We start from the raw sequence: 22,912 nt of genomic DNA on the forward strand, positions 1-22,912 counted from the left end.
TCATGCCGCTACAGGCGCTAGACTGGAAGTCTCGCCCACCCCCCTGCGGAGCGCCGGGCAGACAGCGCCAAAATTATGACAACCCGTTGACCGCAAACGGCTTTCCGGGTAAGTTCCGGCAGAGCCGTGCGACCCCAAGGACCGCAAGTGAACAAGCCGCTGTTCGTGAAGCAGGACTATAAAGTACTTCTGGAGACGCCCCGCGGGACGCGGTCCGGGTTTCGCCCGCTGCACTGGTGGGTGCTGGGCATCGCCGCCGCCGGCGGCATGCTGCTGTTCAGTTCCTCCCCGGAGGAGGCCAGCGCCCGCCGCGCCGACAGCCTCGCCCTGGCCCTGCCAGGAACCGGCGGCGAGGCGCTCGAGACACAGGCCGCCCAGCGACTGACCCGCCTGCCCCTGCCCCCCGCCGAGACCAGCCGCCCCGGCCCGCAGGACCGTCCGGCCACAACGACGGAAACCCCGCCGACCGCAGCAACCGCCGAGCCTGGCGAAGCCGCCCGGCAGCCACTGACGGCAGCCACCCCGAGCAGTCCGCCCCCGGGCCGCTGGCACGAGGCCCGGGTCAAGCCAGGTGACAGCCTGGCCCGCATCTTCGCCCGCCTCGACCTCAGCCCCCGCGAGCTGCATGCCGTCATGAGCCTGGGCAAGAACGTCGCCGCCCTGAAACGCATCCACCCGGGCCAGAAACTGCAGTTCCGGGTCGACGACCAGGGTCGCCTGCTGGAGCTGAAATTCGAGAAGGACCGCCTCCATGCCCTGCAGGTGCTGCGCGACGCCGAGGGGTTCAGCAGCCGTGAGATCGCGCGCAGCCCCGAACATGTCACCGCCCACGCCTCGGCCACCATCGATTCCTCGCTGTTCCTCGCGGCGCAGAAGGCGGGGCTGTCCGACAACCTGACCATGGAACTGGCCGGCATCTTCGGCTGGGACATCGATTTCGCCCTCGACATCCGCGCCGGCGACCGCTTCACCGTGCTCTACGAGGAACTCTATCTGGACGGCGAGAAGATCGGCAACGGCGCCATCCTGGCCGCCGAGTTCGTCAACCAGGGTCGCGTCTACCGGGCCCTGCGCTACACCGATACCCGCGGCCACAGCGACTACTACACCCCGCAGGGCAAGAGCATGCGCAAGGCCTTCCTGCGTACTCCGGTCGCCTTCTCGCGGATCAGCTCACGCTTCAGCCTCGGCCGAAAACACCCGATCCTGAACCGCATCCGTGCCCACAAGGGCGTGGACTATGCCGCCCCCTACGGCACCCCGGTGAAGGCCACCGGCGACGGCAAGATCGTCTTCCGTGGCGCCAAGGGCGGCTACGGCAAGACCGTGGTGCTGCAGCACGGCAGCCGCTACAGCACCCTCTATGCCCACCTGTCGCGCTTCGCCCGCTCCCTGAAACCGGGCAGCCGGGTCCGCCAAGGCCAGGTGATCGGCTATGTCGGCCAGTCCGGTCTGGCCACCGGCCCCCACCTGCACTACGAGTTCCGGGTCAACGGCACCCACCGCAACCCCCTGACCGTGAAACTGCCGGCCGCAGCTCCTATCGAGAGCCGCTATCGCGCCGATTTCGAGAACCACAGCCGCTCGCTGCTGGCCCAGCTGGAACTGGTACGGGAACGGGAGACCCAGGTCGCCCTCAATCGCAACTGACGGGCGTCGCCGGACGCCTTCCGACGCATCGACAGGGAAAACCCGAGCCGATGCGTCAGTACCTCGCAGAGGCCCCTCGATGTCCGAGCTCTATCTTGGCCTGATGTCCGGCACCAGCCTGGACGCCGTGGACGCCGTGGCCGTTGATCTGGGGCAGGCGGAGCCCCGCCTGCTGGCCGCCCTCAGCCATCCCCTGCCCGCCGGGCTGCGTGCCGAGATCCTGGCCCTGAGTCATGGCGTGGCCAACGATGCCGTCGACCGCCTCGGACAGCTCGACCACAATCTGGGGATCTGCTTCGCCGAGGCCGTGACCGAACTCTGCCGGCGCGCCGGACTGGAGCCGGACCAGATCCGGGCCATCGGCAGCCACGGCCAGACCCTGCGCCACCGCCCACAGCCGCCGGCGCCCTTCTCCCTGCAGATCGGAGACCCCAACCTGATCGCGGAACGCACCGGCATCACCACCGTGGCCGACTTCCGCCGCCGCGACCTGGCGGCCGGCGGCCAGGGCGCCCCGCTGGTACCGGCCTTCCATGCCGCGGTCTTTCGCAGCCAGGAGGAACAGAGGGTGGTACTCAACATCGGCGGCATGGCCAACATCACCTGCCTGCCCGCCGACCCCGAGCCCCCGGTCACCGGCTTCGACACCGGACCCGGCAACGTGCTGATCGACATCTGGATCCAGGAACAGCGGGGGCAGCCCTTCGACCGCGACGGCGCCTGGGCGGCCAGCGGGCGAGTCGACGAGGCACTGCTGGAACGGATGCTGGAGGAGGACTTCTTCGCACAGCCGCCACCGAAGAGCACCGGCCGGGAACTGTTCAACCGCGCCTGGCTGCAGCGGCAACTGGCCCAGCGCAGGCTGGCGGCGGAAGACGTGCAGGCCACGCTCACGGCGCTGACCGCAACCAGCATCGCCCAGGCCATCGAGCGTTGGGCAAGGGGGACGGCGCGCATCCTGCTCTGCGGGGGGGGCGCCCGCAACAACGAGCTGATTCGCCAGCTGCGCGACCTGCTGCCCGCCTGCAGTATCGAATCCACGGGCCGCCATGGACTGGAACCGGAGTGGGTGGAGGCGGTGGCCTTCGCCTGGCTGGCGAAACAGACCCTCGAAGGCCGGCCTGGCAACCTGCCCTCCGTCACCGGCGCCGGCCACCCCGTGGTGCTCGGCGCCATCTACCCGGGGCAATCGGTCTGCCCTTCCAGCTAGCCCGGATATTGCATCAGGCCCCGGACGATGGCGTGCCTGGACCCGCCGGGGATCGCGGCCTGGAGGCCGCTCCTACGGGGCATGGCGGCACCCTGGTAGGAGCGGCCTCCAGGCCGCGATTGGCGTGGTGTTGACAGGCCCCCAGGAGTCTGTCGGATTCAGGCAATCGTAGCGAACAGGGCGGGAGAGCGGGCACAAATTTTCACGATTACGAGGCGCATCGTGGGCCTACGCAACGAGAAGTCGGAGGGATTTGGGCCGCCCTCCCATCAGCGCGGTAGATTAGCCCGCATATTGCACGAAGGATTCGAGTTTCAGGGCGAATCTGGCCAAGCAGTTTGTTCGATCGACCGCCGAAGCATAGCCGTCGCTATGGTTCAAGGGCGATCGGGAAAAATGCGACGCCAGATTTGGTCTGAACTCGAATAGGCACAAACTGTAGCAGGGCACAATTGCTCGCAGAGGGAATTACTGCCTTGATAAATACCGGAAAAATTACGCATGCAAGGCCGCCTTCGTGCAATATGCGGGCTAGGAGCTAGGAGCTAGGAGCTGGGAGCTAGGAGCTAGGAGCTAGGAGCTGGGAGCTGGGAGCTGGGAGCTGGGAGCTGGGAGCTGGGAGCTGGGAGCTGGGAGCTGGGAGCTGGGAGCTGGGAGCTGGGAGCTGGGAGCTGGGAGCTGGGAGCTGGGAGCTGGAAGGGCGGGCACTGCCCGCCCTTCTGACTTCTGACGCCCCCTACCGCTGGCCGATGGGGATGTAGTCGCGCTCCGACTCGCCGGTGTAGACCTGGGTGGGGCGGAAGATGCGATTGTCCTTGAGCTGTTCGCGCCAGTGCGCCAGCCAGCCGGCACAGCGGGCCACGGCGAAGATCGAGGTGAACTGGTCCTCGGGGATCCCCATGGCGCTGTAGAGGATGCCGGAGTAGAAGTCGACGTTGGGATAGACGCCCTTGGGACCGAGCCGCGCCTCACACAGCTCCTCCAGTTTCAGCGCAGTCTCGAACAACGGCCCCATCTCGCCGCCACGTTCACGCATCAGCTCCAGCATCATGTTCTGGAGGATGGTGGCGCGCGGGTCCTTGACCTTGTACTCGCGGTGCCCCATACCCCAGATCTTGGCCTTCTTGGCCAGCTTGTCCTCCAGCCAGGCCTCGGCCCGGTCCGGGGAGCCGATCTCGCGCAGCATCTCCACCACCCGCTGGTTGGCCCCGCCATGCAGCGGCCCGGCCAGGGTGCCGACTGCGGCGGCGATCACCAGGTAGGGGCTGGCCAGGGTCGAACCGGCGACCAGCGCGGCGAAGGTCGAGGCGTTGATGGTGTGCTCGGCATGCAGGATCAGACAGGCGTCCATGATCCGCGCCAGCAGCGGATCGGGATCCCGGCCGTTGAACATGTACAGCAGGTTTTCCGCATAGGTGAGGTCGTCACGCGGCTCGATGGGATCATAACCGTTGCGGATGTGCTGCCACATGGCCACCAGGGTCGCCATCCGCGCCAGAATCTTCACCGACATGTTGTGCACGTAGTCGAGATCCTCGCAGACCTCGCTGCCGGTCAGACACTCGTCGCCCGGATAGAACATCGCCAGCGAGGCGATGGAGGCCTGCAGCATCTCCATCGGGTGGCCGGTGGCGGGCAGGTACTTCATGATCTCGCGGATGTTGTACTTGACCCGCCGGTTGCTGCGGATCTGCCGATCGAACTCGGCCAGCTCCTCGCGCGTCGGCAGGCGGCCGTCGAGCAGCAGCATGGCGGTTTCCTCGAAACTGCTGTACTCGGCCAGATCCTTGATCCGGTAACCGCGATAGGTGAGGACCCCACGCTTGCCGTCGAGGTCGGAGATGTTGGACTTGGTCGCCGGAACGCCTTCCAGGCCAGGCAGGTATTCGTTCATTGCCCTTCCTCTGTACAAACCTTGATGCGTGCCGGCTGTCGGCCGACGGGATCGACAAGCATAGCAAAAGCCCGGCGGGGCGGCACGAAGCCAACGAAAAAGGGACGCCGAGGCGTCCCTTGTCGGATCGTTGATGCGGGTCTCAGCCGGCCGAGAAGGACGAACCGCAGCCGCAGGTGGTGGTGGCGTTGGGGTTGCGGATCACGAACTGCGCCCCCTCCAGGTCTTCCTTGTAGTCGATCTCGGCACCCACCAGATACTGGAAGCTCATCGGGTCGATGAGCAGGGTCACGCCGCACTTCTCGACCGTGGTGTCGCCTTCCTGGATCTCCTCGTCGAAGGTGAATCCGTACTGGAAGCCCGAACAGCCACCGCCGCTGACGAACACGCGCAGCTTCAGGTTGGGATTGCCCTCTTCCTCGATCAGGCCCTTGACCTTGGTGGCAGCCGCCTCGGTGAAGATCAACGGATCTTCCATGTCGGTGCTCGCAGCAGTCTCAGTCATAACAGCTCTCCGGAAAAATTCTGCCTCGGGATATGACTGGACATTATCCGGCGCCCCCGCATGGGGGTCAAGAATCCCCGGAAACCTTCAGGTTGATGGATTCCGCCTCGGCCGTGGCATCCACCAGCTTGGGCGCCGCTTGCGCCTCCTCCGCCTGACCGCCGTGCACCAGCCTGCCGTTGACCTCGGCGCCCATCGCCATCTCGATCATCTGATAGAAGACGTTGCCGGTGACCCGCGCCCGGGGCGCCAGCTCGATGCGCTCGGCGGCGTGCACGTCGCCGAGCACCGTGCCGTTGAGAATGATATTCGGCACCCGCACCTCACCCTCGATACGGCCATGCTCACTGAGCATCAGCACGGCGTCGTCCCCCTCCGCCGCAACCACGTTGCCCCTGATGGTGCCATCGACGTGCAGGCCGCCGCTGAAACACAGATCCCCGACCAGCTCGGTCTGCTGGCCGACCAGGGTATCGATGCGTGACGCCTTGCCCTTGCGATGTCTTCCCCACATGGCTAGTCCTCCCTGGGCCGGCTTCCGCCATCGGCCGGCCATTCGAATGTCCATTCTAGCGGTGTCCTGGATGGCGGCACCGCCAACGCCTTCACATTAACGCGCTCCGGCACGAAATCCGCCGGCAAGCGCCATTCCCCTTCCATGGGCTGGAAATAGCGGAAGCGATACTTGATCTCCTTGCGCCCGGTGGTGGAGATGGCCTGCAGCGGCAACTGCTTCAACTCGCCCGCCTGGCGGCCCTCGACCGTGAGGCGGACCACACCGCGTGCCACCCGGTCGTTCTTCTTCACCTGCACCATCACCATGCGGAAACGGTAACGGTTGTCGGCGCCGGTCGGCTCCACCATGAAGCCCTGGGCCCGGAGCCCGGCGCGGGCCGTCTCCGGCGACATGATGCCACGGAAGAAGCCCAACTCCTCGCGCAGCGACTGGATCTCCGCCTCCAGCGCGGCCCGGTCCTGCCGCAGGGCGGCATGGGCCTGCCGGTCGACCTGCTGCGAGCGTTCCAGCACCGCCAGCCGGCGGACCAGCTCGCCGTTCTCCGCATCCATCTCCGCCAGCCGCGCCTCGAGACGCTGGCGCTCGGCACGCAGCCGCTGCAGCTCAGCGGCCGCATCGCGCTGGCCGAGGCCATACAGTTGCCAGCCACCGAGCAGACCGACCAGAGCGAACAGCAGCAGGGCGGCACGCAGCTTCCAGGCCTGATAGACGAAGAGTTCGCTCTTGGGTTTCACAGGCAAATCCCGCGCCAGGGCCAGGCGCTCAGGGTAACAGGGCGATGCCGTCCAGCCCCTCGGTCTCGCCGAAACCGCTCATCAGGTTCATGTTCTGCACGGCCTGCCCGGCCGCCCCCTTGACCAGATTGTCGATCACCGAGAGGACCACGATCTGCGCGCCGTCCTGCGGACGGTGCACGGCGATGCGACAGTGATTGGCACCGCGCACGCTGCGCGTCTCCGGGTGAGAGCCGGCCGGCAGCACGTCGACGAAGGGCTCGTCCGCGTAGCGTCCTTCGAACAACGCCTGCAGGTCACCGGCGTCGCCGCCGGCCGGAGCATAGAGGGTGGCATGGATACCACGGATCATCGGCGTCAGGTGGGGAACGAAGGTCAGACCGACCGCGCCGCCGGCGACCCGTTCCAGCCCCTGACGGATCTCCGGCAGGTGGCGGTGCCCAGGCACGGCATAGGCCTTGAGGCTCTCGCTGGCCTCCGCCAGCAGGGTGCCGACGCTGGCGCCGCGGCCGGCACCGCTGACCCCGGACTTGCAGTCCGCGATCAGCCGGCCGCTGTCGATCCAGCCGGCCTCGATCAGCGGCAGGAAGCCGAGCTGCACGGCGGTCGGATAGCAGCCGGGGTTGGCCACCACCCGCGCCTGTCGGATCGCATCCCGATTGACCTCGGGCAGGCCGTAGACGGCCTCGGCCAGGATCTCGGTGCAGGCATGCGGCATGCCGTACCACTGCTCCCAGAGGGCCGGATCGGCGAGCCGGAAGTCGGCGGCCAGGTCGATCACCTTCACCCCGGCCTCGACCAGCGCCGGCACCATCTGCATGGCGGTGCCGTTGGGGGTGGCAAAAAACACCAGATCGCAGGCCGACAGCCGGTCCACGTCCGGGGCGCTGAAGCAGATGTCCAGGGCGCCGCGCAGGTTGGGGAACAGCTCGGCCACCGGCTTGCCGGCCTCGGCCCGCGAGGTGACGACCTCCAGCGCCACCCGCGGATGCCGCGCCAGCAACCGCAGCAGTTCGACCCCCGTGTAGCCCGTCCCGCCGACGACACCAACCTTGAGCATGATGCAATTCACCCGAGCAGAAGAAAACAGCCGTCAATGATAAACGCTCGGCCGGCAAAAAGAACCTGCGCCAGAGAAGGCCTCATTTGCGCGACAGCAAGCATCTGATTACCATTCGCTTTCACACGTCATCGAGCATCCCCTCGCAATGCTGCACCGAATCCGCAAGTCCGGCCGGGAACTGCTGTCGCCCGAGGCCTGGAAGACGCGCATCGTGTTCTGGAGCGGAGCGGTGGTGGTCGGCCTGCTGGCGGCCCTGTTCGCCTACGGCACCGAATACGCCAACGAGATCTTCGCCGAGGGCGCCTCGGCCTATGCCTGGCTGCCGTTCCTGCTCAGTCCGCTCGGCCTGGGACTGATCGCCTGGCTGACCCGGCGCTACGTGCCGGGGGCCAGTGGCAGCGGCATCCCCCAGGCCATCGCCGCCCTCGGCCTGACCGAGCACGCCAGTCGCACTCATCTGCTGTCGTTCCGCATCGCCTTCAGCAAGATCGGCCTGTGCCTGCTGGGCATGCTCTCCGGCGCCTCCATCGGCCGCGAGGGACCGACGGTACACGTCGGCGCGGCGGTGATGTTCTCGCTCGGCCGCTTCGCCCGCTTCCCCCACCATTACATGGACCGCGGCCTGATCCTGGCCGGCGGCGCGGCCGGCATCGCCGCCGCCTTCAACACGCCGCTGGCCGGGATCCTGTTCGCCATCGAGGAGATGGGACGCTCCTTCGAGGAGCGCACCAGCGGCACCCTGCTGACCGCGGTCTTCCTGGCCGGCATCACCGCGGTGGCCATCCAGGGCAACTACATCTATTTCGGCACCAGTGCCGCCCAGCTGCAACCCGGCGAGATGCTGCTGCCGATCCTGATCTGCGGCGTAGTCGGCGGCGGCCTCGGCGGCCTGTTCGCGCACGGCCTGGTATGGAGCACCCGGCGCATCGCCGCGCTGGCCGGCCACCGGCCAGTGCTGCTGGCGATGGCCTGTGGCCTGGCCATCGCCAGCATCGGCTACCTCTCCGGCGGCCTGACCTTCGGCACCGGCTACCAAGAGGCACGGCAACTGGTCACCGGCCAGGGTGAGCTGCCCGGCGAATACGCCTTCCTGAAGATGGCCGCCACCTGGTTCTCCTACCTGAGCGGTATCCCCGGTGGCATCTTCGCCCCCTCGCTGGCCGCCGGCGCCGGCGTCGGCGCCATCATCGCCGACTGGCTGCCGGGCCTGCCGCTCGGCGCCATCGTCATCCTCGGCATGGTCGGCTACTTCACGGGGGTGGTGCAGACGCCGATCACCGCCTTCGTGATCGTCATGGAGATGACCGACAACAACGCCCTGCTGCTGCCGCTGATGGCCACCGCCTTCCTCGCCTATGCCACCTCCCGGGTGATCTGCCCGGAACCGATCTACCGAGCCCTGGCCCAGAACTTCCTGCCGCAACAGCCATCCAAGGCAAAAGGGGGCACACAGCCCTAGCCCGCATATTGCACGAAGGATTCGAGTTTCAGGGCGAATCTGGCCAAGCAGTTTGTTCGATCGCCCGCCGAAGCATAGCCGTAGCCAGGGTTCAAGGGCGATCGGGCAAAATGCGACGCCAGATTTGGTCTGAACTCGAACAGGCACAAACCGTAACAGGGCACGATTGCTCGCATAGGTGATCACTGCCTTGATAAATACCGGGAAAATTACGCTTTCAAGGCCGCCTTCGTGCAATATGCGGGCTAGCATCAGGACCCCGGAGGATGACGTGCCTGGACCCGCCGGGGATCGCGGCCTGGAGGCCGCTCCTACGGGGCATGGCGGCACCATGTGTAGGAGCGGCCTCCAGGCCGCGATTGGCGTGATGTTATTACCCGACAACCAGATATGCCGCTAGCCCGGATATTGCACCAAGGCGGCCCGCATGATCGGAGTGCAGGCTGGTATACAAGGCCAGGAGGCTCGCAAATAGGCCCTCGTGGCGGGATACACTTTGTGCCTATTCGATCTCAGGACGCATCTGGCTGCGCATCCTGGCCGATCGCCCTTGAACCATAGCTACGGCTATGCTTCTGCGGGCGATCGACCAACCTGCTTTGCCAGCTCCGCCCTGAGCATCGAATCCTTGGTGCAATATCCGGGCTACCGGCAAGAAGTGCGGACGGGGGTTACACCGTCCCCTGCCCCGGGTTACCATCGACCGCATCCCGTTCACACGGCCCCTACTCCCGTCATGGAACAGATCGTCCAAACCATCGCCCTCAGCATGGGCGTCGCCTGGGCCAGCGGCATCAACCTCTATGCCGCCATCTTCATGCTCGGCTACATGGGCATGACCGGCCACATCGACCTGCCACCCGACCTGCAGGTACTGAGCGACCCCCTGGTGTTGTTCGCGGCGGGCTTCATGTACTGCGTGGAATTCTTCGCCGACAAGACACCGGGTGTGGACACCGCCTGGGACGGTATCCACAGCTTCATCCGCATCCCGGCCGGCGCCATGCTCGCCGCCGGCGCCATTGGCGACGTCAGCCAGGCTGCAGAGATCGCCGCCGCCCTGCTCGGCGGCAGCCTGGCCGCCGGCTCGCACCTGACCAAGGCTGGCAGCCGGGTGCTGATCAACACCTCGCCGGAACCCTTCAGCAACTGGACCGCATCCATCACCGAGGACCTGATGGTGATCGGCGGCCTGTGGACGGCCCTCAACCATCCCTGGCTGTTCCTTGGCCTGCTGCTGCTGTTCATCGCCCTGATGATCTGGCTGCTGCCGAAACTGTGGCGCGGCATCAAGGGGCTGTTTGCCTTCCTCGGCCAACTGTTCGGTGGCGGCTCGGCCGCACGCGCACCGCCAGCCGCTGGGGACAGCGGTCCCGCCCCCGGCGTCCCGCCGCCCCCGAAAAAGGACAGGCCCGCCGATCCCTGACATCCCCCAACCCCGGCCGGGCAGCGCCTGAACGGTTTTTCCCGCCAACCGAGGAGAATTCATGCACGTCGCCTACACCACCCTGCCCTGGGTGCTCGCCTTCCACGTCATCGCCATGGTCACCTGGTTCGCCGGCCTCTTCTATCTGCCACGGCTGTTCGTCTACCACGCCATGAGCGAGGACACCCCGAGCCGGGAACGCTTCAAGATCATGGAGCGCAAGCTCTACTACGGGATCATGGCCCCCGCCGCCCTGACTACCATCGGCCTCGGCCTCTGGCTGCTGGCCGCCAACTGGCCAGCCTATGCCCAGGCCGGCTGGATGCATGCCAAGCTGACCCTGGTCGGCGCACTGATCCTCTACCACCTGCAGTGTGGCCGCTGGCTCGCCGCCTTCCGCAACGACCGCAACAAGCGCAGTCACCGTTACTTCCGCTGGATGAACGAACTGCCCGTTCTGGCCCTGGTCGGCATCATCATCCTGGTCATCGTCAAACCCTTCTGAGACGAGTTGCCGGCGAACGCGCCGCCTGGCCCTTCCCGGCTCAATATTCTAAATGAGAATCGTTTGCATTTATCTTCTCATCCTGTATACTGCCACGCACTGACATCCAGCAACCCCTGCGGCCGCGGGCCGCAGTCACGACAGGAGAACGACAGATGAAGCGCACCCCGATCGCCCTCGCCCTGCTTGGTCTTATCGGCCTGCCCGCCGCCCAGGCGGCAACCCTGCCCAGCGCCGAGGAGATGTGGCAGGTCATTCAGCAGCAGCAAAAGGAGATCGCCGCCCTCAAGGCACGGCTGCAGGACACGGACGAGAAGATCGAGGCCACCGGCGAGATGATCGACAGCCTGCAGACCGGCGGCGAGGCCGGGGATGAAGATCGCCAGGCCCTGGGCGCTGCGCACTCGCCCTTCGAACACGGCAAGGCCGGGCGTACCGTGGTCGGCGGTTACGGCGAGCTGCACTACAACAACCTGGACGGCTCGGGCGGGGCCAGCGACAAGAACGAGATCGATTTCCACCGCGCCATCCTCTTCCTCGGCCATCAGTTCAACGAGCGGCTCCGCTTCTTCTCCGAGGTCGAATACGAACATGCCGCCACCGATGCCAACGGCGCCGTGGAGCTGGAACAGGCCTATCTCGAGTTCGACCTCAGCGACACCCAGCGGGTCCGCGCCGGCCTGTTCCTGACCCCGGTCGGCATCCTCAACGAGACCCATGAGCCGCCGGCCTTCTATGGCGTGGAACGCAACCCGGTGGAAACGAACATCATCCCCACCACCTGGTGGGTGGGCGGCGTCTCGCTGAACGGCGAAATCGGCAGCGGCTGGAGCTACACTGCGGCGCTGCACGAGGGCATGAATACCGCCGCCGGCAGCAACTACGCGGTGCGCAGCGGCCGCCAGAAGACCAGTGCCGCCGTCGCCAACGACCTGGCCTTCACCGGCCGCCTGAAATGGACCGGCCTGCCCGGCGTGGAGCTGGCCGCCAGCCTCCAGTACCAGGGTGACGTCACCCAGGGCAGCGACCCCGCTGCCGGCAGCGCCTGGCTGTACGAGGCCCATGCCATCCTCAACCGCGGCCCCTTCGGCCTCAAGGCCCTCTATGCCCAGTGGGATCTGGACGGCAGCGGACCCGCCTCGGTCGGCGCCGACGAACAGAGCGGCTGGTTCCTCGAACCCGCCTACCGCATCAACGACCGGCTGGGCCTGTTCGTCCGCTACAACCAGTGGGACAATCGTGCCGGCGACAGCAGCGCCAGCGAGAAGAAGCAGTGGAACCTGGGCGTCAACTGGTGGCCCCACCCGGATGTGGTGGTCAAGGCCGACCTCCAGAACCAGGACAATGCCGATGGCGCCGACCAGGACGGCTTCAACCTCGGCGTCGGCTACCAGTTCTAACACCGGCAGTTGCGGGAACGGCGCCCCCTCCAGGGGGGCGCCTTTTTCCTTTCCACGAACAGGAAACACAGCATGCAACGACTGATCATCCTGCCGCTGCTCTGGCTGCTGCTGACCGGCCTCGCCCTGGCTCGCGGCACCTACCAGACCCCTGGCGACTTCATCGATCAGGCCTTCGACGGTGATCCGCCCAGGGCGCGGGTCCTCTGGCTGAAGGGGGCGCTGCGCAAAGAGGTCGAGGACCTCCTCGGCCACCGTTATCCCAGCCTGCGCATCCGCTACTGGGCACGGGGGGCGCGCAGCGCCTGGATCCTCGACGAGATCGGCAAGGACGAACCCATCACCGTCGGCGTGGTGGTCGACACCGGCCGCATCGACCGGCTGCGGGTACTGGTGTTCCGCGAGTCGCGAGGCGACGAGGTCCGCCATCCCTTCTTCACCCGCCAGTTCGAGGGCGCGGCGCTCGACGGGCGGCAACGGCTGGACCGCGGCATCGACAACATCTCCGGCGCCACCCTCTCGGTGCGTGCCCTGAAGAAACTCGCCCGGCTGGCCCTGCTGCTCGACCGCTGGCGCAACCGCCAGGCGCCCGAGGAATGAACCCCGCCCACGGAGAAGAGCCGGCATGACCCGCCACAAACGCCGGCGCCTTCCGCTGCGCTCGCTCTATGTCTGGCACCGCTATCTCGGCGTCGCCGTGGCCCTGCTGGTGACGCTGCTCGCCATCAGCGGCCTGCTGCTCAACCACACCGAGGCGCTGCAACTCGACAGCCGCCCGGTGCGCAGCGCCTGGCTGCTCGACTGGTACGGCATCGAGGCCCCCGAGCTGCAGCAGCACTTCAGCGCCGCGGGCCATGACTTCAGCCAGCTCGACCGACAGCTGTATCTCGACCGGCAGCCGATCGAGGGCGAATATCACCGGCTGTTCGGCGTCGTCTCGCTCGACGACCTCTATGTGGTGGGGGTGGGCGATGGCCTGCTGCTGCTCAGCCCGGAAGGCGAGCGTATCGAGCTGCTGGAGCGCAGCGCGGGACTGCCGGCCGGGCTGCGCGCCCTGGGGGTGGATGGCGAAGGCCGGCTGCTGCTTCGTGCTGCCGGCGGTCTCTTCCGCCCGGACGCCGACTTCCTGAGCTGGCATCCACTGGCCGGGGAAGACGAGGCGGCCCACTGGTCGAAGGCGAGCCCGCCGCCGCCCCGCCTGGCCAGGCAACTGCGACAGGCCTACCGCGCCGGCATCCTGCCCCTGGAGCGAGTGGTTCTGGACCTGCACAGCGGGCGTATTCTCGGTCCCTGGGGCGTCTGGCTGATGGACGCCGCGGCGCTCGGCCTGCTGCTGCTCGCCGCCAGCGGCAGCCTCCTCTGGTGGCAACAGCAGCGCAAGCGCCGCGCCCACCGCCGCGAACGATCGAAGCGCGGAGCGCACAGGGGACCAACGAGGCAATAGACAACACCGGCCTCTGGCCACCCCGTGGCCTCTGATCGCGGTCTGGCCCTGCTCCTACATGCGGGCCAATTACTTGCCGGCGCGGATCAGCCCGCCGAGCCCGGCCTCGTCCAGGGCATTGTGCAGCAGGGCGCGGATGGCGCCCGCCTTCTCCAGGCCGAGCGCGGCCTCGACCAGTTCCCGCGCCCGCTGGCGGGAGATGGTGCGCAGCACCCACTTGACGCGCGGCAGGCTGCCGGCGCTCATGCTCAGGCTGTCGACGCCCAGCCCCAGCAGCAGGATGGCCGCCGCGGGATCGCCGGCCATCTCGCCGCAGACGCTGACCGGCCGCCCCTGACCGTGGGCCCCGTCGACGATCTGCTGCAGGGCACGCAGCACCGCCGGGTGCAGGCTGTCGTAGAGTTCCGCCACCCGCGGGTTGTTGCGGTCCACGGCCAGCAGATACTGGGTCAGGTCGTTGGTGCCGACGGAGAAGAAATCGACCCGCTGCGCCAGGGCATCGATCTGATAGAGCACCGAGGGCACCTCGATCATCACCCCCAGCGGCGGCAGACGCACCGGGATACCGTCCTCCTGCAGCTCGCGGTGGGCACGACGCAGCAGGTCCATCGCCTCGTCCACCTCCGCCACGTCGCTGACCATGGGCAGCATCAGGCGCAGGTTGGACAGCCCCTGGCTGGCGCGCAGGATGGCGCGCAGCTGGGTCAGGAAGAGTTCCGGATGATCCAGCATCAGGCGCACGCCGCGCCAGCCGAGGAAGGGATTGTCCTCGACCACGGGAAAATAGGGCAGCGCCTTGTCACCGCCGACATCCAGGGTGCGCAGGGTCACCGGCGAGGGGGAGAAGCCCTCCAGCACCTGGCGGTAGATGCGAGTCTGCTCGTCCTCCGAGGGGAAGCCGTCGCGGATCATGAAGGGCACCTCGGTGCGATACAGACCGACGCCATCGGCGCCACTGCGCAGCGAGGGCGAGATGTCGGACAGCAGGCCGGTGTTGACGTACAGCGGCATGCGCAGCCCGTCCGGGGTCTCGGCCGGCAGCGCGGCCAGTTGCTCCAGCCCCGCCTTGAGTTCGTCCTCCTCGCGCACCAGGCGCTGGAACTCCTCCAGCATGGCCGGTGTCGGCTTGACGAAGACCCGGCCGCGGTAGCCGTCGACCACCAGCGGCTGCCCTTCCAGGCGCCCCGCCGGCAGCTCGTCCACACCCATCACCGCCGGGATGCCGAGGGCATGAGCGAGGATGGCCACGTGCGAGGAGCCGGAGCCACGCGCCGAGACTACCCCCACCAGCCGCTGCGGCGGGATCTCGGCCAGCTGGGCGGCACTGATCTCCTCGCCGACCAGCACCGTCGGACCGTCCACCTCGGCATGGGCCGGTGTGTCCTGCTCGAGATGGGCGAGGATGCGGCGCCCCAGATCGCGGATGTCGGCGGCCCGCTCGCGCAGATAGGGGTCGTCCATGTCCTCGAAGATGGTGACGTGCTCGGCAATGGTCTCGCGCAGCGCCCCCGGGGCCCAGTTGCCGGCCCGGATGCGTTCGATCCCGCCGTCCACCAGGGTGTCGCTGGAGAGCATCAGGGCGAAGGCCTCGAACAGCGCCAGGTCCTCGGCCGGCAGGGCACTGCCCAGCCGTTCCCCGAGGGTACGGAACTCGGCCTCCACCCCGGCCAGGGCCTTGCGGTAGCGCGCCACCTCACGCTCGATCGCCTCGCCCTCGATGCGGTGATCGGGGATCGCCTCCAGCTTGGCCGGCGGATAGACCACCAGGGCATTGCCGATCGCCAGTCCCGGCGACCCCGGCAGGCCGCGCAGGGTGAAGGCCTTGCCAGCCACCTCCTGCAGCAGCTGGGCGACCCCGCCCGAGGCCTCGGCGTGGCTGATGGCCCCGGCCAGCTGCGCCGCCAGGGTCAGCAGGAAGGTCTCGTCCTGCTCGCCGAAACGGCGCCGTGCCCGCTGCCGCACCACCAGTACGCCGAGCACCGTGCGGTGCTGGATGATGGGCACGCCGAGAAAGCCGTGGTAGGCCTGTTCGCCGGTGTCATGGATGTGCTTGTAGCGGCGGTGGCTGGGCCCGCTCTCGAGATTGACCGTCTCGGCCCGCTCCACCACCAGGCCCACCAGCCCCTCCCCGGGGCGCAGCCGGACCCGGCCGATGGAGGCCGGATTGAGGCCCTCGGTGGCCATCAGCACCAGGCGGTCGTCGCTGAAGTCGCGGAAATAGACCGAGGCCGCATCCACCCCCATGGCCGCCTTGACCCGGCGGACGATGATGTTCAACGCCTCCTGGAGATCGGTGGCCTCGCTGACCTCCTGGATGATTCGGCGCAACCTGTGCAGCATCGACAATCCCTGAAACTAATCGAACGGTGAATGGTTTCGGCCCTGGTGGCCGGGCAACATCGAGACGAGGGGTGGATGCCGGCGACCCCGGCGGCCGGCGGTGCGACCCGGGGTGGACCAGGAACCTGTCCAAGTCACATGCGGCTACTGCAACGCGCAGATGACTCGGACAGGCTCCTAGCGGCGGTGGTGGCGGACCTGCGCCTGACCCGAATGCGGGATGGGCGGCACGCCGTCCGGGAACAACAGGGGCGCCAGCTCACGCAGGGCGCGCTTGTAGACGCCACGCTTGAAGGACACCACCTCGTGCAGCGGATGCCAGTAGCTGACCCAGCGCCAGCGGTCGAACTCGGGATGATCGGTCCGGTCCAGCCGCACGCGGGACTCGTTGCCGATCAGCTGGAGCAGGAACCAGACCTGCTTCTGGCCGATGCACACCGGCCGGCAGTGTCGGCGGATGAAACGGTCGGGCAGGCGATAACGCAGCCAGCCGCGGGTGGCGCCCATGATGCGCACGTCCTCCGGGGCCAGGCCCACCTCCTCGCCCAGCTCCCGGTACAGGGCCTCCTCCGGCGTCTCGTCCGTGCGGATCCCGCCCTGGGGGAACTGCCAGGCCTCCTGACCGATGCGCCGGGCCCACAGCAGGCGCCCGTCCCGATTGCTCAGGATGATGCCCACGTTCGGCCGATACCCATCGATATCAATCACTTGCCATCCCCATGCGGAAAACCGGAGGTTCCTCGACGATTCTCCCACAAACCGGCTGTGGCGGGCAAACCACAGCTGGGGACGGCTGGTGATTGTCCTTGCCCCCGGGTACCACTATCCTGAGCGACCCGACCCCTGCCCCGGAGGAAGACCGTCTTGACCCTGGCACTGTTCGATCTCGACAACACCCTGCTGGCGGGTGACAGCGACTATCTCTGGGGACACTTCCTGGTCGAACAGGGGATCGTCGACGGCGACGAATACGAACGTGAGAATCAGCGCTTTTACGATCAGTACAAGGCAGGAACCCTGGATATCGACGAATTTCTCGCCTTTTCCCTGCAGCCACTGGCGGCCCACGAGCCCCGCCAGCTGCATGCCTGGCGGGAGACCTTCCTGCACACCCTGATCGACCCCATCATCCTGCCGGCGGGGCGCGAGCTGCTGGAGCGCCACCGCCAGGCTGGCGATACCCCGGTGATCATCACCGCCACCAACCGCTTCGTCACCGCCCCCATCGCCGAGCGCCTGGGGGTGGAGCACTTGCTCGCCACCGAGGTGGAGATGCGCGACGGCCGCTACACCGGCCGCAGCTGCGGCATCCCCTGCTTCCAGGAGGGCAAGGTACGGCGCCTGGAGGCCTGGCTGGCCGAGCAGGGCGAAACCCTGGACGGCAGCTGGTTCTACAGCGACTCCCACAACGACCTGCCCCTGCTGGAACGGGTCAGCCGGCCGGTTGCGGTGGACCCGGACGAGTCGCTGCGGCATACCGCCCTGGAACGCGGCTGGCCAGTGATCAGCCTGCGTGACTGAAGGCATGCCGCGTACCCTGCCCCTGCTGCTCGGCCTGGCCATGCTCGGCCTGGCCAGCCTGGCGCTGGCACTGATGGCCGGCAGCATCCCGCTCAGGACCAGCCAGGTCTGGGCGGCCCTGCTCGGCGACGGCGCCGGCGAGGCCGGCCGCATTGTCCTCGAGCTGCGCCTGCCGCGGGCCCTGACCGCCTTCGCGGTCGGCGGCCTGCTGGCCCTGGCCGGCAGCCTGCTGCAGGTGCTGCTGCGCAACCCGCTGGCCGATCCCTATGTGCTCGGCACCTCGGGCGGGGCGGCGGTCGGCGCGCTCGGCGCCCTGCTGCTGGGGCTCGGCAGCCTCGGCCTCGGCGCCGGCGCCTTCCTCGGCGCCCTGGCCTCCACCCTGCTGGTGTTCGGCCTGGCGCGCGGCCTCTACGACTGGTCCTCGACCCGGCTGCTGCTGACCGGCATCGTGGTCGCGGCCGGCTGGGGGGCGCTGATCGCCTTCCTCCTCACCATCAGCCCGGAGCGCTACCTGCGCGGCATGCTGTTCTGGCTGATGGGCGACATCGGCGACCCCAGCCTGCCGCTGGCCGGCCTCTGGGCCCTGCCCCTGACCCTGACCGCGGCCTGGCTGCTGGCCCGGCCACTCGACCTGCTGGCCCGTGGCGAGCTGACCGCCGCCAGCCTCGGCGTGGCCGTCAGCGGCGTGCGCCTGGCCGTCTACGCCCTGACCGCGCTGGCCACCGCGGTCAGCGTCAGCTACGCCGGCAGCGTCGGCTTCGTGGGCCTGATCGTGCCGCACATGCTGCGCCTGGCCGGGGCGCGCAGTCATCGCAGCCTGCTGCCCGGGGCTGCCCTGGCCGGCGGCAGCCTGCTGGTTCTGGCCGACACCGCGGCACGCAGCCTGTTCGCCCCGCTGCAGCTCCCGGTCGGCATCCTCACCGCGCTGATCGGCGTACCGGCCTTCCTGTTCCTGCTGCTGCGCCAGGCGCCACGGGAGGTCACATGAGCCACCTGGAGTGTCTCGGGCTTGGCGTCGAGATCGGCGGCAAATGGATCTGCCGCGACACCGATCTGGCGTTTGCGCCCGGCCAGTGCTGGGCTCTGCTCGGTCGCAACGGCAGCGGCAAGACCACCCTGCTGCACACCCTGGCCGGCCTGCGGCCGCCGGCGGCCGGCGAGGTGCGGCTCGACAGCCGCCCGCTGGCGGTCTGGCCGAGGCGGCCGCTGGCGCAGCGCCTCGGCCTGCTGCTGCAGGACAGCCATGATGCCTTCCCGGCGACGGTGATGGAGACGGCGCTGATGGGCCGCCATCCCCACCTCTCCAACTGGGGCTGGGAGACGGCCGCCGACCGGGCCATCGCCCGGCGCTCGCTGGCTCGGCTGGGACTGGAGGAGATGGCGAAGCGTGAGGTGCACAGTCTGTCCGGCGGCGAGCGGCGGCGCCTGGCCCTGGCCACCCTGCTCACCCAGGACCCGCAACTGCTGCTGCTGGACGAGCCGACCAACCACCTCGACCTGGCGCACCAGATCCAGTGTCTGCGGCTGTTCCGCGAACTGGCCGCGGAGGGGCGCACGGTGCTGATGGTGCTGCACGACATCAACCTGGCGGCGCGCTTCGCCGACCATGTGCTGCTGCTCGATGGCGGCCGCATCGAAACCGGACCGCTGGAGGCACTGTTCGATGCCGAGCGCCTTGGGCGGGTATTCGGCCATCCGCTGCGCGCCATCGAGACCGGCGACGGCCAGCGGCTCTGGCTGCCGCTTTAGCCCGGATATTGCACCAAGGATTCGATTCTCAGGGCGGAGCCGGCAAAGCAGGTTGGTCGATCGCCCGCAGAAGCATAGCTGTAGCTATGGTTCAAGGGCGATCGGCCAGGATGCGCAGCCAGATGCGTCCTGACAAAATCGCCGGGAGCGATTTTGAACAGCCGCAAGGCTGGCCCGTAGGGCGGAGGGCAGGATGCCCGGAGTCAATCGAATAGGCGCAAACCTTCACCCGCCCAGCCGGGCCTGTCATTGCCTAGCAGCCCCTGGATCATGGCTCGAACCTCTCTCGTGCGGGCCGCCTTGGTGCAATATCCGGGTTTGTCAGGTCCCTCGATCCTCCACCCCGAGCGCGGCGAGGAACAGGTCGATGAGGCTGTCGACCAGGGTCGGCAGCGGCATGTCGGCGAGGCGCCCCGGGGCATGCAGGCAGGTACTGTATAGCGCCTCGCGGACCATGCCCTGGAACATCAGCGCCGCCACCCGTCCGTTGGCCCCCGCCAGTCGCCCCTCGCGCTTCATTTCGGCCACGGAGAACTCGATGAAGTCGGCAAAGGGTCGCCAGCGGTTCTCGAAGAAGGCCCGCACCGCGTCACTGCCCTCCAGGACGCTGTGCAGCTCCATGCGCAGATAGTCCGGATCGGCGGCAACGCTTTCCACGTACAGCCGGGTCATGCGCCGCAACACGCTGCCGAAATCGTCAGGGCCGGCGACGATGGTTTCGACATAGCTCTCGCGCCGGCAGGCGATCTCGTTCAGCACCGCCTCGTACAGGGCCTGCTTGGAGGGAAAGTGGCGATAGAGCACCGCCGGACTGACCGCGACCCGGGCTGCGATCTCGTCCACCGACACCCCGTGATAGCCGCGATCGGCGAACAGCACCTTGGCCACGGCCAGGATGGCGGCACGGCGCTCCGCCGCCTTCATCCGCTGCACCATGATCTCTCCCCTCAGCCGAAGCGGTCCTGAATCACCACTTCGGCAAGTGGCAGCTGGCCAGGCCGCGGCCAGGGCTCGGCGGTACGTCGGCCGATGGCCAACGCCAGGGCGATGACGTGATCCTCCGGCAGGGCGATCAGCTCGGCCACCCGCTGGAAGTCAAAGCCGTCCATCGGGCAGCTGTCGTAGCCCATGTCCCGCGCCGCCAGCATCAGCGTCTGCGCGGCGATGCCGCAGGAACGCAGCGCCTCGTCACGCTGCACCTGGGGCTTGTCGCGGTAATAGGCGTCCAGCGCCGGCAGCACGAAATCGCGTACCTCGGCAGGGGCATTGGCCCAGTAGCGCTCCGGACGCTTCTGCCAGGCCTGCAGGTCGGCGCAGAGCACCAGGAACAGCGAGGCATCGGTGACCTGCGGCTGGTCCCAGGCGGCGACGCGGATCTGGCGCCGCAATTCGGGGTCGCTCACCCGGACGAAACGCCAGTGCTGGATGTTGAAGGCAGTGGGCGAGAGCAGCGCCAGTGACAGCAGGGCCTCGACCTCCGCCTCGCTCATCTGGTGCTCGGGGTCGAACTGCTTGATCGCCCGGCGGCAGCTATTAACCCGGCAACCAAATATGCCGTGTTCAGCCGCCGTGTGCCTGCCTGCGGCAAGGCATCGAAACGCCGCCGTAGCATGCCTACGGCAAGGTTCGATAACGCCGTCCGCAGGCAGGCACACGACGGCCGAACCCATTGAATCATATAATGATCGGGGCTTCAGGCCTGCCCCGGTCCGGCGTTCCGGCCCTTGACAAGGAGACCGACCCTTGCCGGCGGGCCGCGCCTTGTCCCGGAACAGGCCTGAAGCACTGAACACGGCATATTTGGCTGCCGGGTTAATAATGGCATCACGTGTTTCCATGGCATCCCCCTGATGGGGCCACCCGCGGCAGCGCTGCGCGCGGGTGGCCTGTCTCTCATCCCTTGCGAATCAGGAATTCGTACTCGCCGCCAGCATCGTTGGAGACGATCAGCTCGTTGCCCGTCTGCTTGCAGAAAGCCTCGAAATCCTTCACCGAGCCGGGATCGGTGGCGACGATTCGCAGCACCTGGCCGCTGCTCAGGGCGTTGATGCTCTTCTTGGCACGCAGGATCGGCAGCGGACAGTTCAGCCCGCGGGCGTCCAGTTCCTGGTCGAATGCACTCATGGTCGTTCTCCTCGTCGTTCCCCTGTTCCGCCCCGCTCCGGCATGGCGCATGACCGCCGGGCCGGGCACCTCGCCCACAATGTTAGTGAACGTTTACTTACAATAGCCGGGGAAACGCGCTTGTCAAGTAATGGCCGCCAAATCAGCAAACGATCCAATGGCCACGGAATCCACGGAAAACATCGTAGGAGCGGCCTCCTGGCCGCGATGGGGGTTCCGCCGGGTCGCGGCGTGGACGCCGCTCCTACAAGGGCATGGCGGAACTCCTTGTAGGAGCGGCCTTCTGGCCGCGATCGGGGTGGACATAACCCGCCGGGTATCGGCCACGGTACAACCCGCGGACAGGGCGCCAGGTCGGGGTTGCGCTTCGCGCAATGTCCCGGTCAACGTCCGGGGGTGCCGTGTTTTCCGTGGCCATCGGTCCTCTGGCGGATTTCATGGCCCTCAAGCGGGAGAGGCAGAGACAGGCGATTCAGCCGCCCAGCAGCCGCTGCCACCAGCGGCGGCGGTTGCCCGGCAGCGGCGTATCGGCCTGCAGGTCGGCCGGCTTCATCTTCGACAGCACCCAGCCGGGCAGGGGCGGGTTGTCGGAGAATCCACAGGAGACCCCCAGGTTGTTGGGGTCGAAGATCTTGATGAAGGTCGGTGTCTCGAAGGCGTCGGTGTAGACGATGCCGCAGTAGTCCTCCTCGTGCTCGCGGCGCAGCAGGGCGTCGATCTCCTCGATGAAGCGCAGCAGGCGCTCGGCATCGGCCGGCCTCTCCGGCGGCGGCTCGCCCACCGCATAGATGTACCAACCCTCGGCATCGCTGCGCAGGCTGTCCCAGAGGGCGTCGAGCTGGGGCCAGCGCAGCACGCCGTAGAAGCTGCCGCGGAAGGCGCTGAGATAGGGGTCCCCCCCGCTGCCGTCTGTCGCCCTGTTCATGCCGGATTCCTCCGTGATCGAAGCGCCGGATACGTTACCGGATCACCCGCGGCATTGCCATACTCTGCGGTATGTTGCTCCCTCGGGGACGGCGCGTTGACAGCCTGCCCCGCTGTCCCTACCCTGTGCCACCCCTGCGACAGGTTTTCCGCGGATTGGCATCCGTGGAATGAAACGGGAAGTCCGGTGCGGTCTCCGGCATTCATTGCCAGAAGACCCAGTCCGGCGCTGCCCCCGCAACGGTAGGCGAGTCGAGGTGAATCATCAGGCCACTGCGCTCAGGCGTGGGAAGGCGATTCACCGGAGGACGCAGAGATCCTCGCTCGCGAGCCCGGAGACCGGCCTGACGCACCGGCCCTGCCTTCCCCTGAAGGCAGCGCCGACTTGGTCCGAGTCGCGGAGGGCGACACCGGGACAGCGTCTGCTCCTGTCCGCTTCACGTTCGA

22 protein-coding genes and 1 riboswitch are annotated in these 22,912 nt (G+C 67.6%); of the genes, 11 read left to right on the forward strand and 11 right to left on the reverse strand.

Annotated features, from left to right (window positions below; translation table 11 throughout):
• Positions 1-147 precede the first annotated feature (147 nt).
• Both QVG61_RS11640 and QVG61_RS11645 read left to right on the forward strand, forming a co-directional pair.
• Complete coding sequence (locus tag QVG61_RS11640; protein ID WP_289930805.1) at positions 148-1,650, forward strand: peptidoglycan DD-metalloendopeptidase family protein; 1,503 nt, start codon at positions 148-150, stop codon at positions 1,648-1,650.
• Positions 1,651-1,729: 79 nt separating this feature from the next.
• Positions 1,730-2,860: an anhydro-N-acetylmuramic acid kinase gene (locus QVG61_RS11645; protein ID WP_289930806.1), complete on the forward strand. Its 1,131-nt coding sequence runs from the start codon at positions 1,730-1,732 to the stop codon at positions 2,858-2,860.
• A gap of 736 nt (positions 2,861-3,596) precedes the next feature.
• On the opposite strand, the gene QVG61_RS11650 is transcribed toward QVG61_RS11645, so the two are convergent.
• From QVG61_RS11650 to argC, 5 genes are all read right to left on the reverse strand, one after another.
• Positions 3,597-4,754, reverse strand: coding sequence for a citrate synthase (locus tag QVG61_RS11650; protein WP_289930809.1), 1,158 nt, complete (start codon positions 4,752-4,754; stop codon positions 3,597-3,599).
• 142 nt (positions 4,755-4,896) lie between these two features.
• Complete coding sequence (erpA, locus tag QVG61_RS11655; protein WP_289930810.1) at positions 4,897-5,259, reverse strand: iron-sulfur cluster insertion protein ErpA; 363 nt, start codon at positions 5,257-5,259, stop codon at positions 4,897-4,899.
• A gap of 67 nt (positions 5,260-5,326) precedes the next feature.
• Positions 5,327-5,773, reverse strand: coding sequence for a polymer-forming cytoskeletal protein (locus QVG61_RS11660; protein ID WP_289930811.1), 447 nt, complete (start codon positions 5,771-5,773; stop codon positions 5,327-5,329).
• Positions 5,774-5,775: 2 nt separating this feature from the next.
• Positions 5,776-6,510: a DUF6776 family protein gene (locus QVG61_RS11665; RefSeq protein ID WP_289930812.1), complete on the reverse strand. Its 735-nt coding sequence runs from the start codon at positions 6,508-6,510 to the stop codon at positions 5,776-5,778.
• Between the two features lie 28 nt (positions 6,511-6,538).
• Complete coding sequence (gene argC, locus QVG61_RS11670) at positions 6,539-7,570, reverse strand: N-acetyl-gamma-glutamyl-phosphate reductase (protein ID WP_289930813.1); 1,032 nt, start codon at positions 7,568-7,570, stop codon at positions 6,539-6,541.
• A gap of 148 nt (positions 7,571-7,718) precedes the next feature.
• Between argC and QVG61_RS11675 the strand changes: the two genes are divergently transcribed.
• The 6 genes from QVG61_RS11675 (at position 7,719) to QVG61_RS11700 (ending at position 13,807) form a co-directional block, all read left to right on the forward strand.
• Positions 7,719-9,032, forward strand: coding sequence for a chloride channel protein (locus tag QVG61_RS11675; RefSeq protein ID WP_289930814.1), 1,314 nt, complete (start codon positions 7,719-7,721; stop codon positions 9,030-9,032).
• A gap of 736 nt (positions 9,033-9,768) precedes the next feature.
• Entirely contained in the window at positions 9,769-10,458 is a 690-nt protein-coding gene (locus QVG61_RS11680; protein ID WP_289930815.1) for a DUF4126 domain-containing protein, read from the forward strand.
• A gap of 82 nt (positions 10,459-10,540) precedes the next feature.
• Complete coding sequence (gene hemJ, locus QVG61_RS11685) at positions 10,541-10,963, forward strand: protoporphyrinogen oxidase HemJ (RefSeq protein ID WP_354671221.1); 423 nt, start codon at positions 10,541-10,543, stop codon at positions 10,961-10,963.
• A 155-nt stretch (positions 10,964-11,118) separates the two neighbouring features.
• Positions 11,119-12,363 carry a porin gene (locus QVG61_RS11690; RefSeq protein WP_289930817.1) on the forward strand — a complete coding sequence of 415 codons (1,245 nt, stop codon included), beginning with the start codon at positions 11,119-11,121 and terminating at the stop codon, positions 12,361-12,363.
• A gap of 72 nt (positions 12,364-12,435) precedes the next feature.
• Positions 12,436-12,963: an FMN-binding protein gene (locus tag QVG61_RS11695; RefSeq protein ID WP_289930818.1), complete on the forward strand. Its 528-nt coding sequence runs from the start codon at positions 12,436-12,438 to the stop codon at positions 12,961-12,963.
• Between the two features lie 25 nt (positions 12,964-12,988).
• Positions 12,989-13,807 (forward strand): PepSY domain-containing protein, encoded by an 819-nt coding sequence (locus tag QVG61_RS11700; protein ID WP_289930819.1) that lies wholly within the window; start codon positions 12,989-12,991, stop codon positions 13,805-13,807.
• 69 nt (positions 13,808-13,876) lie between these two features.
• Here the strand turns inward: QVG61_RS11700 and ptsP are convergent, their stop codons facing one another.
• Together ptsP and QVG61_RS11710 are read right to left on the reverse strand one after the other, a co-directional pair.
• Positions 13,877-16,147 (reverse strand): phosphoenolpyruvate--protein phosphotransferase, encoded by a 2,271-nt coding sequence (gene ptsP, locus QVG61_RS11705; RefSeq protein ID WP_289930820.1) that lies wholly within the window; start codon positions 16,145-16,147, stop codon positions 13,877-13,879.
• A gap of 177 nt (positions 16,148-16,324) precedes the next feature.
• Positions 16,325-16,855: an RNA pyrophosphohydrolase gene (locus QVG61_RS11710; protein ID WP_289930821.1), complete on the reverse strand. Its 531-nt coding sequence runs from the start codon at positions 16,853-16,855 to the stop codon at positions 16,325-16,327.
• 156 nt (positions 16,856-17,011) lie between these two features.
• On the opposite strand from QVG61_RS11710, the gene QVG61_RS11715 reads away from it, so the two are divergent.
• Genes QVG61_RS11715 through QVG61_RS11725 form a run of 3 tightly spaced genes read left to right on the forward strand, consistent with a single transcriptional unit; the run spans position 17,012 to position 19,417 of the window.
• The gene (locus tag QVG61_RS11715) at positions 17,012-17,668 is read left to right on the forward strand and encodes an HAD family hydrolase (RefSeq protein WP_289930822.1); all 657 of its coding nucleotides are present in this window, start codon (positions 17,012-17,014) and stop codon (positions 17,666-17,668) included.
• A 4-nt stretch (positions 17,669-17,672) separates the two neighbouring features.
• A complete protein-coding gene (locus tag QVG61_RS11720; protein ID WP_289932775.1) occupies positions 17,673-18,656 on the forward strand; it encodes an iron ABC transporter permease in 984 nt (327 codons plus the stop codon).
• Complete coding sequence (locus QVG61_RS11725; RefSeq protein ID WP_289930823.1) at positions 18,653-19,417, forward strand: ABC transporter ATP-binding protein; 765 nt, start codon at positions 18,653-18,655, stop codon at positions 19,415-19,417. Before QVG61_RS11720 ends, QVG61_RS11725 begins: the two co-directional genes overlap by 4 nt.
• 321 nt (positions 19,418-19,738) lie before the next feature.
• On the opposite strand, the gene QVG61_RS11730 is transcribed toward QVG61_RS11725, so the two are convergent.
• The 4 genes from QVG61_RS11730 to QVG61_RS11745 all read right to left on the reverse strand — a co-directional run bounded on the left by QVG61_RS11730 (position 19,739) and on the right by QVG61_RS11745 (position 22,466).
• Positions 19,739-20,353: a TetR/AcrR family transcriptional regulator gene (locus tag QVG61_RS11730; protein ID WP_289930824.1), complete on the reverse strand. Its 615-nt coding sequence runs from the start codon at positions 20,351-20,353 to the stop codon at positions 19,739-19,741.
• Between the two features lie 11 nt (positions 20,354-20,364).
• Positions 20,365-20,907, reverse strand: coding sequence for a nitroreductase family protein (locus QVG61_RS11735; protein ID WP_289930825.1), 543 nt, complete (start codon positions 20,905-20,907; stop codon positions 20,365-20,367).
• Between the two features lie 403 nt (positions 20,908-21,310).
• Positions 21,311-21,541, reverse strand: a complete 231-nt coding sequence (locus QVG61_RS11740) for a sulfurtransferase TusA family protein (protein ID WP_289930826.1) — start codon at positions 21,539-21,541, stop codon at positions 21,311-21,313.
• Positions 21,542-22,013: 472 nt separating this feature from the next.
• Entirely contained in the window at positions 22,014-22,466 is a 453-nt protein-coding gene (locus tag QVG61_RS11745) for a hypothetical protein (protein ID WP_289930827.1), read from the reverse strand.
• 124 nt (positions 22,467-22,590) lie between these two features.
• Positions 22,591-22,828: riboswitch (cobalamin riboswitch) on the forward strand.
• The last annotated feature ends 84 nt before the right edge of the window (positions 22,829-22,912 follow it).

This window comes from Thiohalobacter sp. IOR34 (assembly GCF_030406045.1).
Taxonomy (GTDB): Bacteria; Pseudomonadota; Gammaproteobacteria; order Thiohalobacterales; family Thiohalobacteraceae.

Excerpts from the sequence above, each read along its gene's own strand:
- QVG61_RS11645 (WP_289930806.1), top strand. The coding sequence starts at position 1,730 with ATGTCCGAGCTCTATCTTGGCCTGATGTCCGGCACCAGCCTGGACGCC.
- QVG61_RS11650 (WP_289930809.1), bottom strand. The coding sequence starts at position 4,754 with ATGAACGAATACCTGCCTGGCCTGGAAGGCGTTCCGGCGACCAAGTCC.
- erpA (WP_289930810.1), bottom strand. The coding sequence starts at position 5,259 with ATGACTGAGACTGCTGCGAGCACCGACATGGAAGATCCGTTGATCTTC.
- QVG61_RS11660 (WP_289930811.1), bottom strand. The coding sequence starts at position 5,773 with ATGTGGGGAAGACATCGCAAGGGCAAGGCGTCACGCATCGATACCCTG.
- argC (WP_289930813.1), bottom strand. The coding sequence starts at position 7,570 with ATGCTCAAGGTTGGTGTCGTCGGCGGGACGGGCTACACGGGGGTCGAA.
- QVG61_RS11675 (WP_289930814.1), top strand. The coding sequence starts at position 7,719 with ATGCTGCACCGAATCCGCAAGTCCGGCCGGGAACTGCTGTCGCCCGAG.
- QVG61_RS11680 (WP_289930815.1), top strand. The coding sequence starts at position 9,769 with ATGGAACAGATCGTCCAAACCATCGCCCTCAGCATGGGCGTCGCCTGG.
- QVG61_RS11690 (WP_289930817.1), top strand. The coding sequence starts at position 11,119 with ATGAAGCGCACCCCGATCGCCCTCGCCCTGCTTGGTCTTATCGGCCTG.
- QVG61_RS11695 (WP_289930818.1), top strand. The coding sequence starts at position 12,436 with ATGCAACGACTGATCATCCTGCCGCTGCTCTGGCTGCTGCTGACCGGC.
- QVG61_RS11700 (WP_289930819.1), top strand. The coding sequence starts at position 12,989 with ATGACCCGCCACAAACGCCGGCGCCTTCCGCTGCGCTCGCTCTATGTC.
- ptsP (WP_289930820.1), bottom strand. The coding sequence starts at position 16,147 with ATGCTGCACAGGTTGCGCCGAATCATCCAGGAGGTCAGCGAGGCCACC.
- QVG61_RS11720 (WP_289932775.1), top strand. The coding sequence starts at position 17,673 with ATGCCGCGTACCCTGCCCCTGCTGCTCGGCCTGGCCATGCTCGGCCTG.
- QVG61_RS11725 (WP_289930823.1), top strand. The coding sequence starts at position 18,653 with ATGAGCCACCTGGAGTGTCTCGGGCTTGGCGTCGAGATCGGCGGCAAA.
- QVG61_RS11730 (WP_289930824.1), bottom strand. The coding sequence starts at position 20,353 with ATGGTGCAGCGGATGAAGGCGGCGGAGCGCCGTGCCGCCATCCTGGCC.
- QVG61_RS11735 (WP_289930825.1), bottom strand. The coding sequence starts at position 20,907 with ATGAGCGAGGCGGAGGTCGAGGCCCTGCTGTCACTGGCGCTGCTCTCG.
- QVG61_RS11740 (WP_289930826.1), bottom strand. The coding sequence starts at position 21,541 with ATGAGTGCATTCGACCAGGAACTGGACGCCCGCGGGCTGAACTGTCCG.
- QVG61_RS11745 (WP_289930827.1), bottom strand. The coding sequence starts at position 22,466 with ATGAACAGGGCGACAGACGGCAGCGGGGGGGACCCCTATCTCAGCGCC.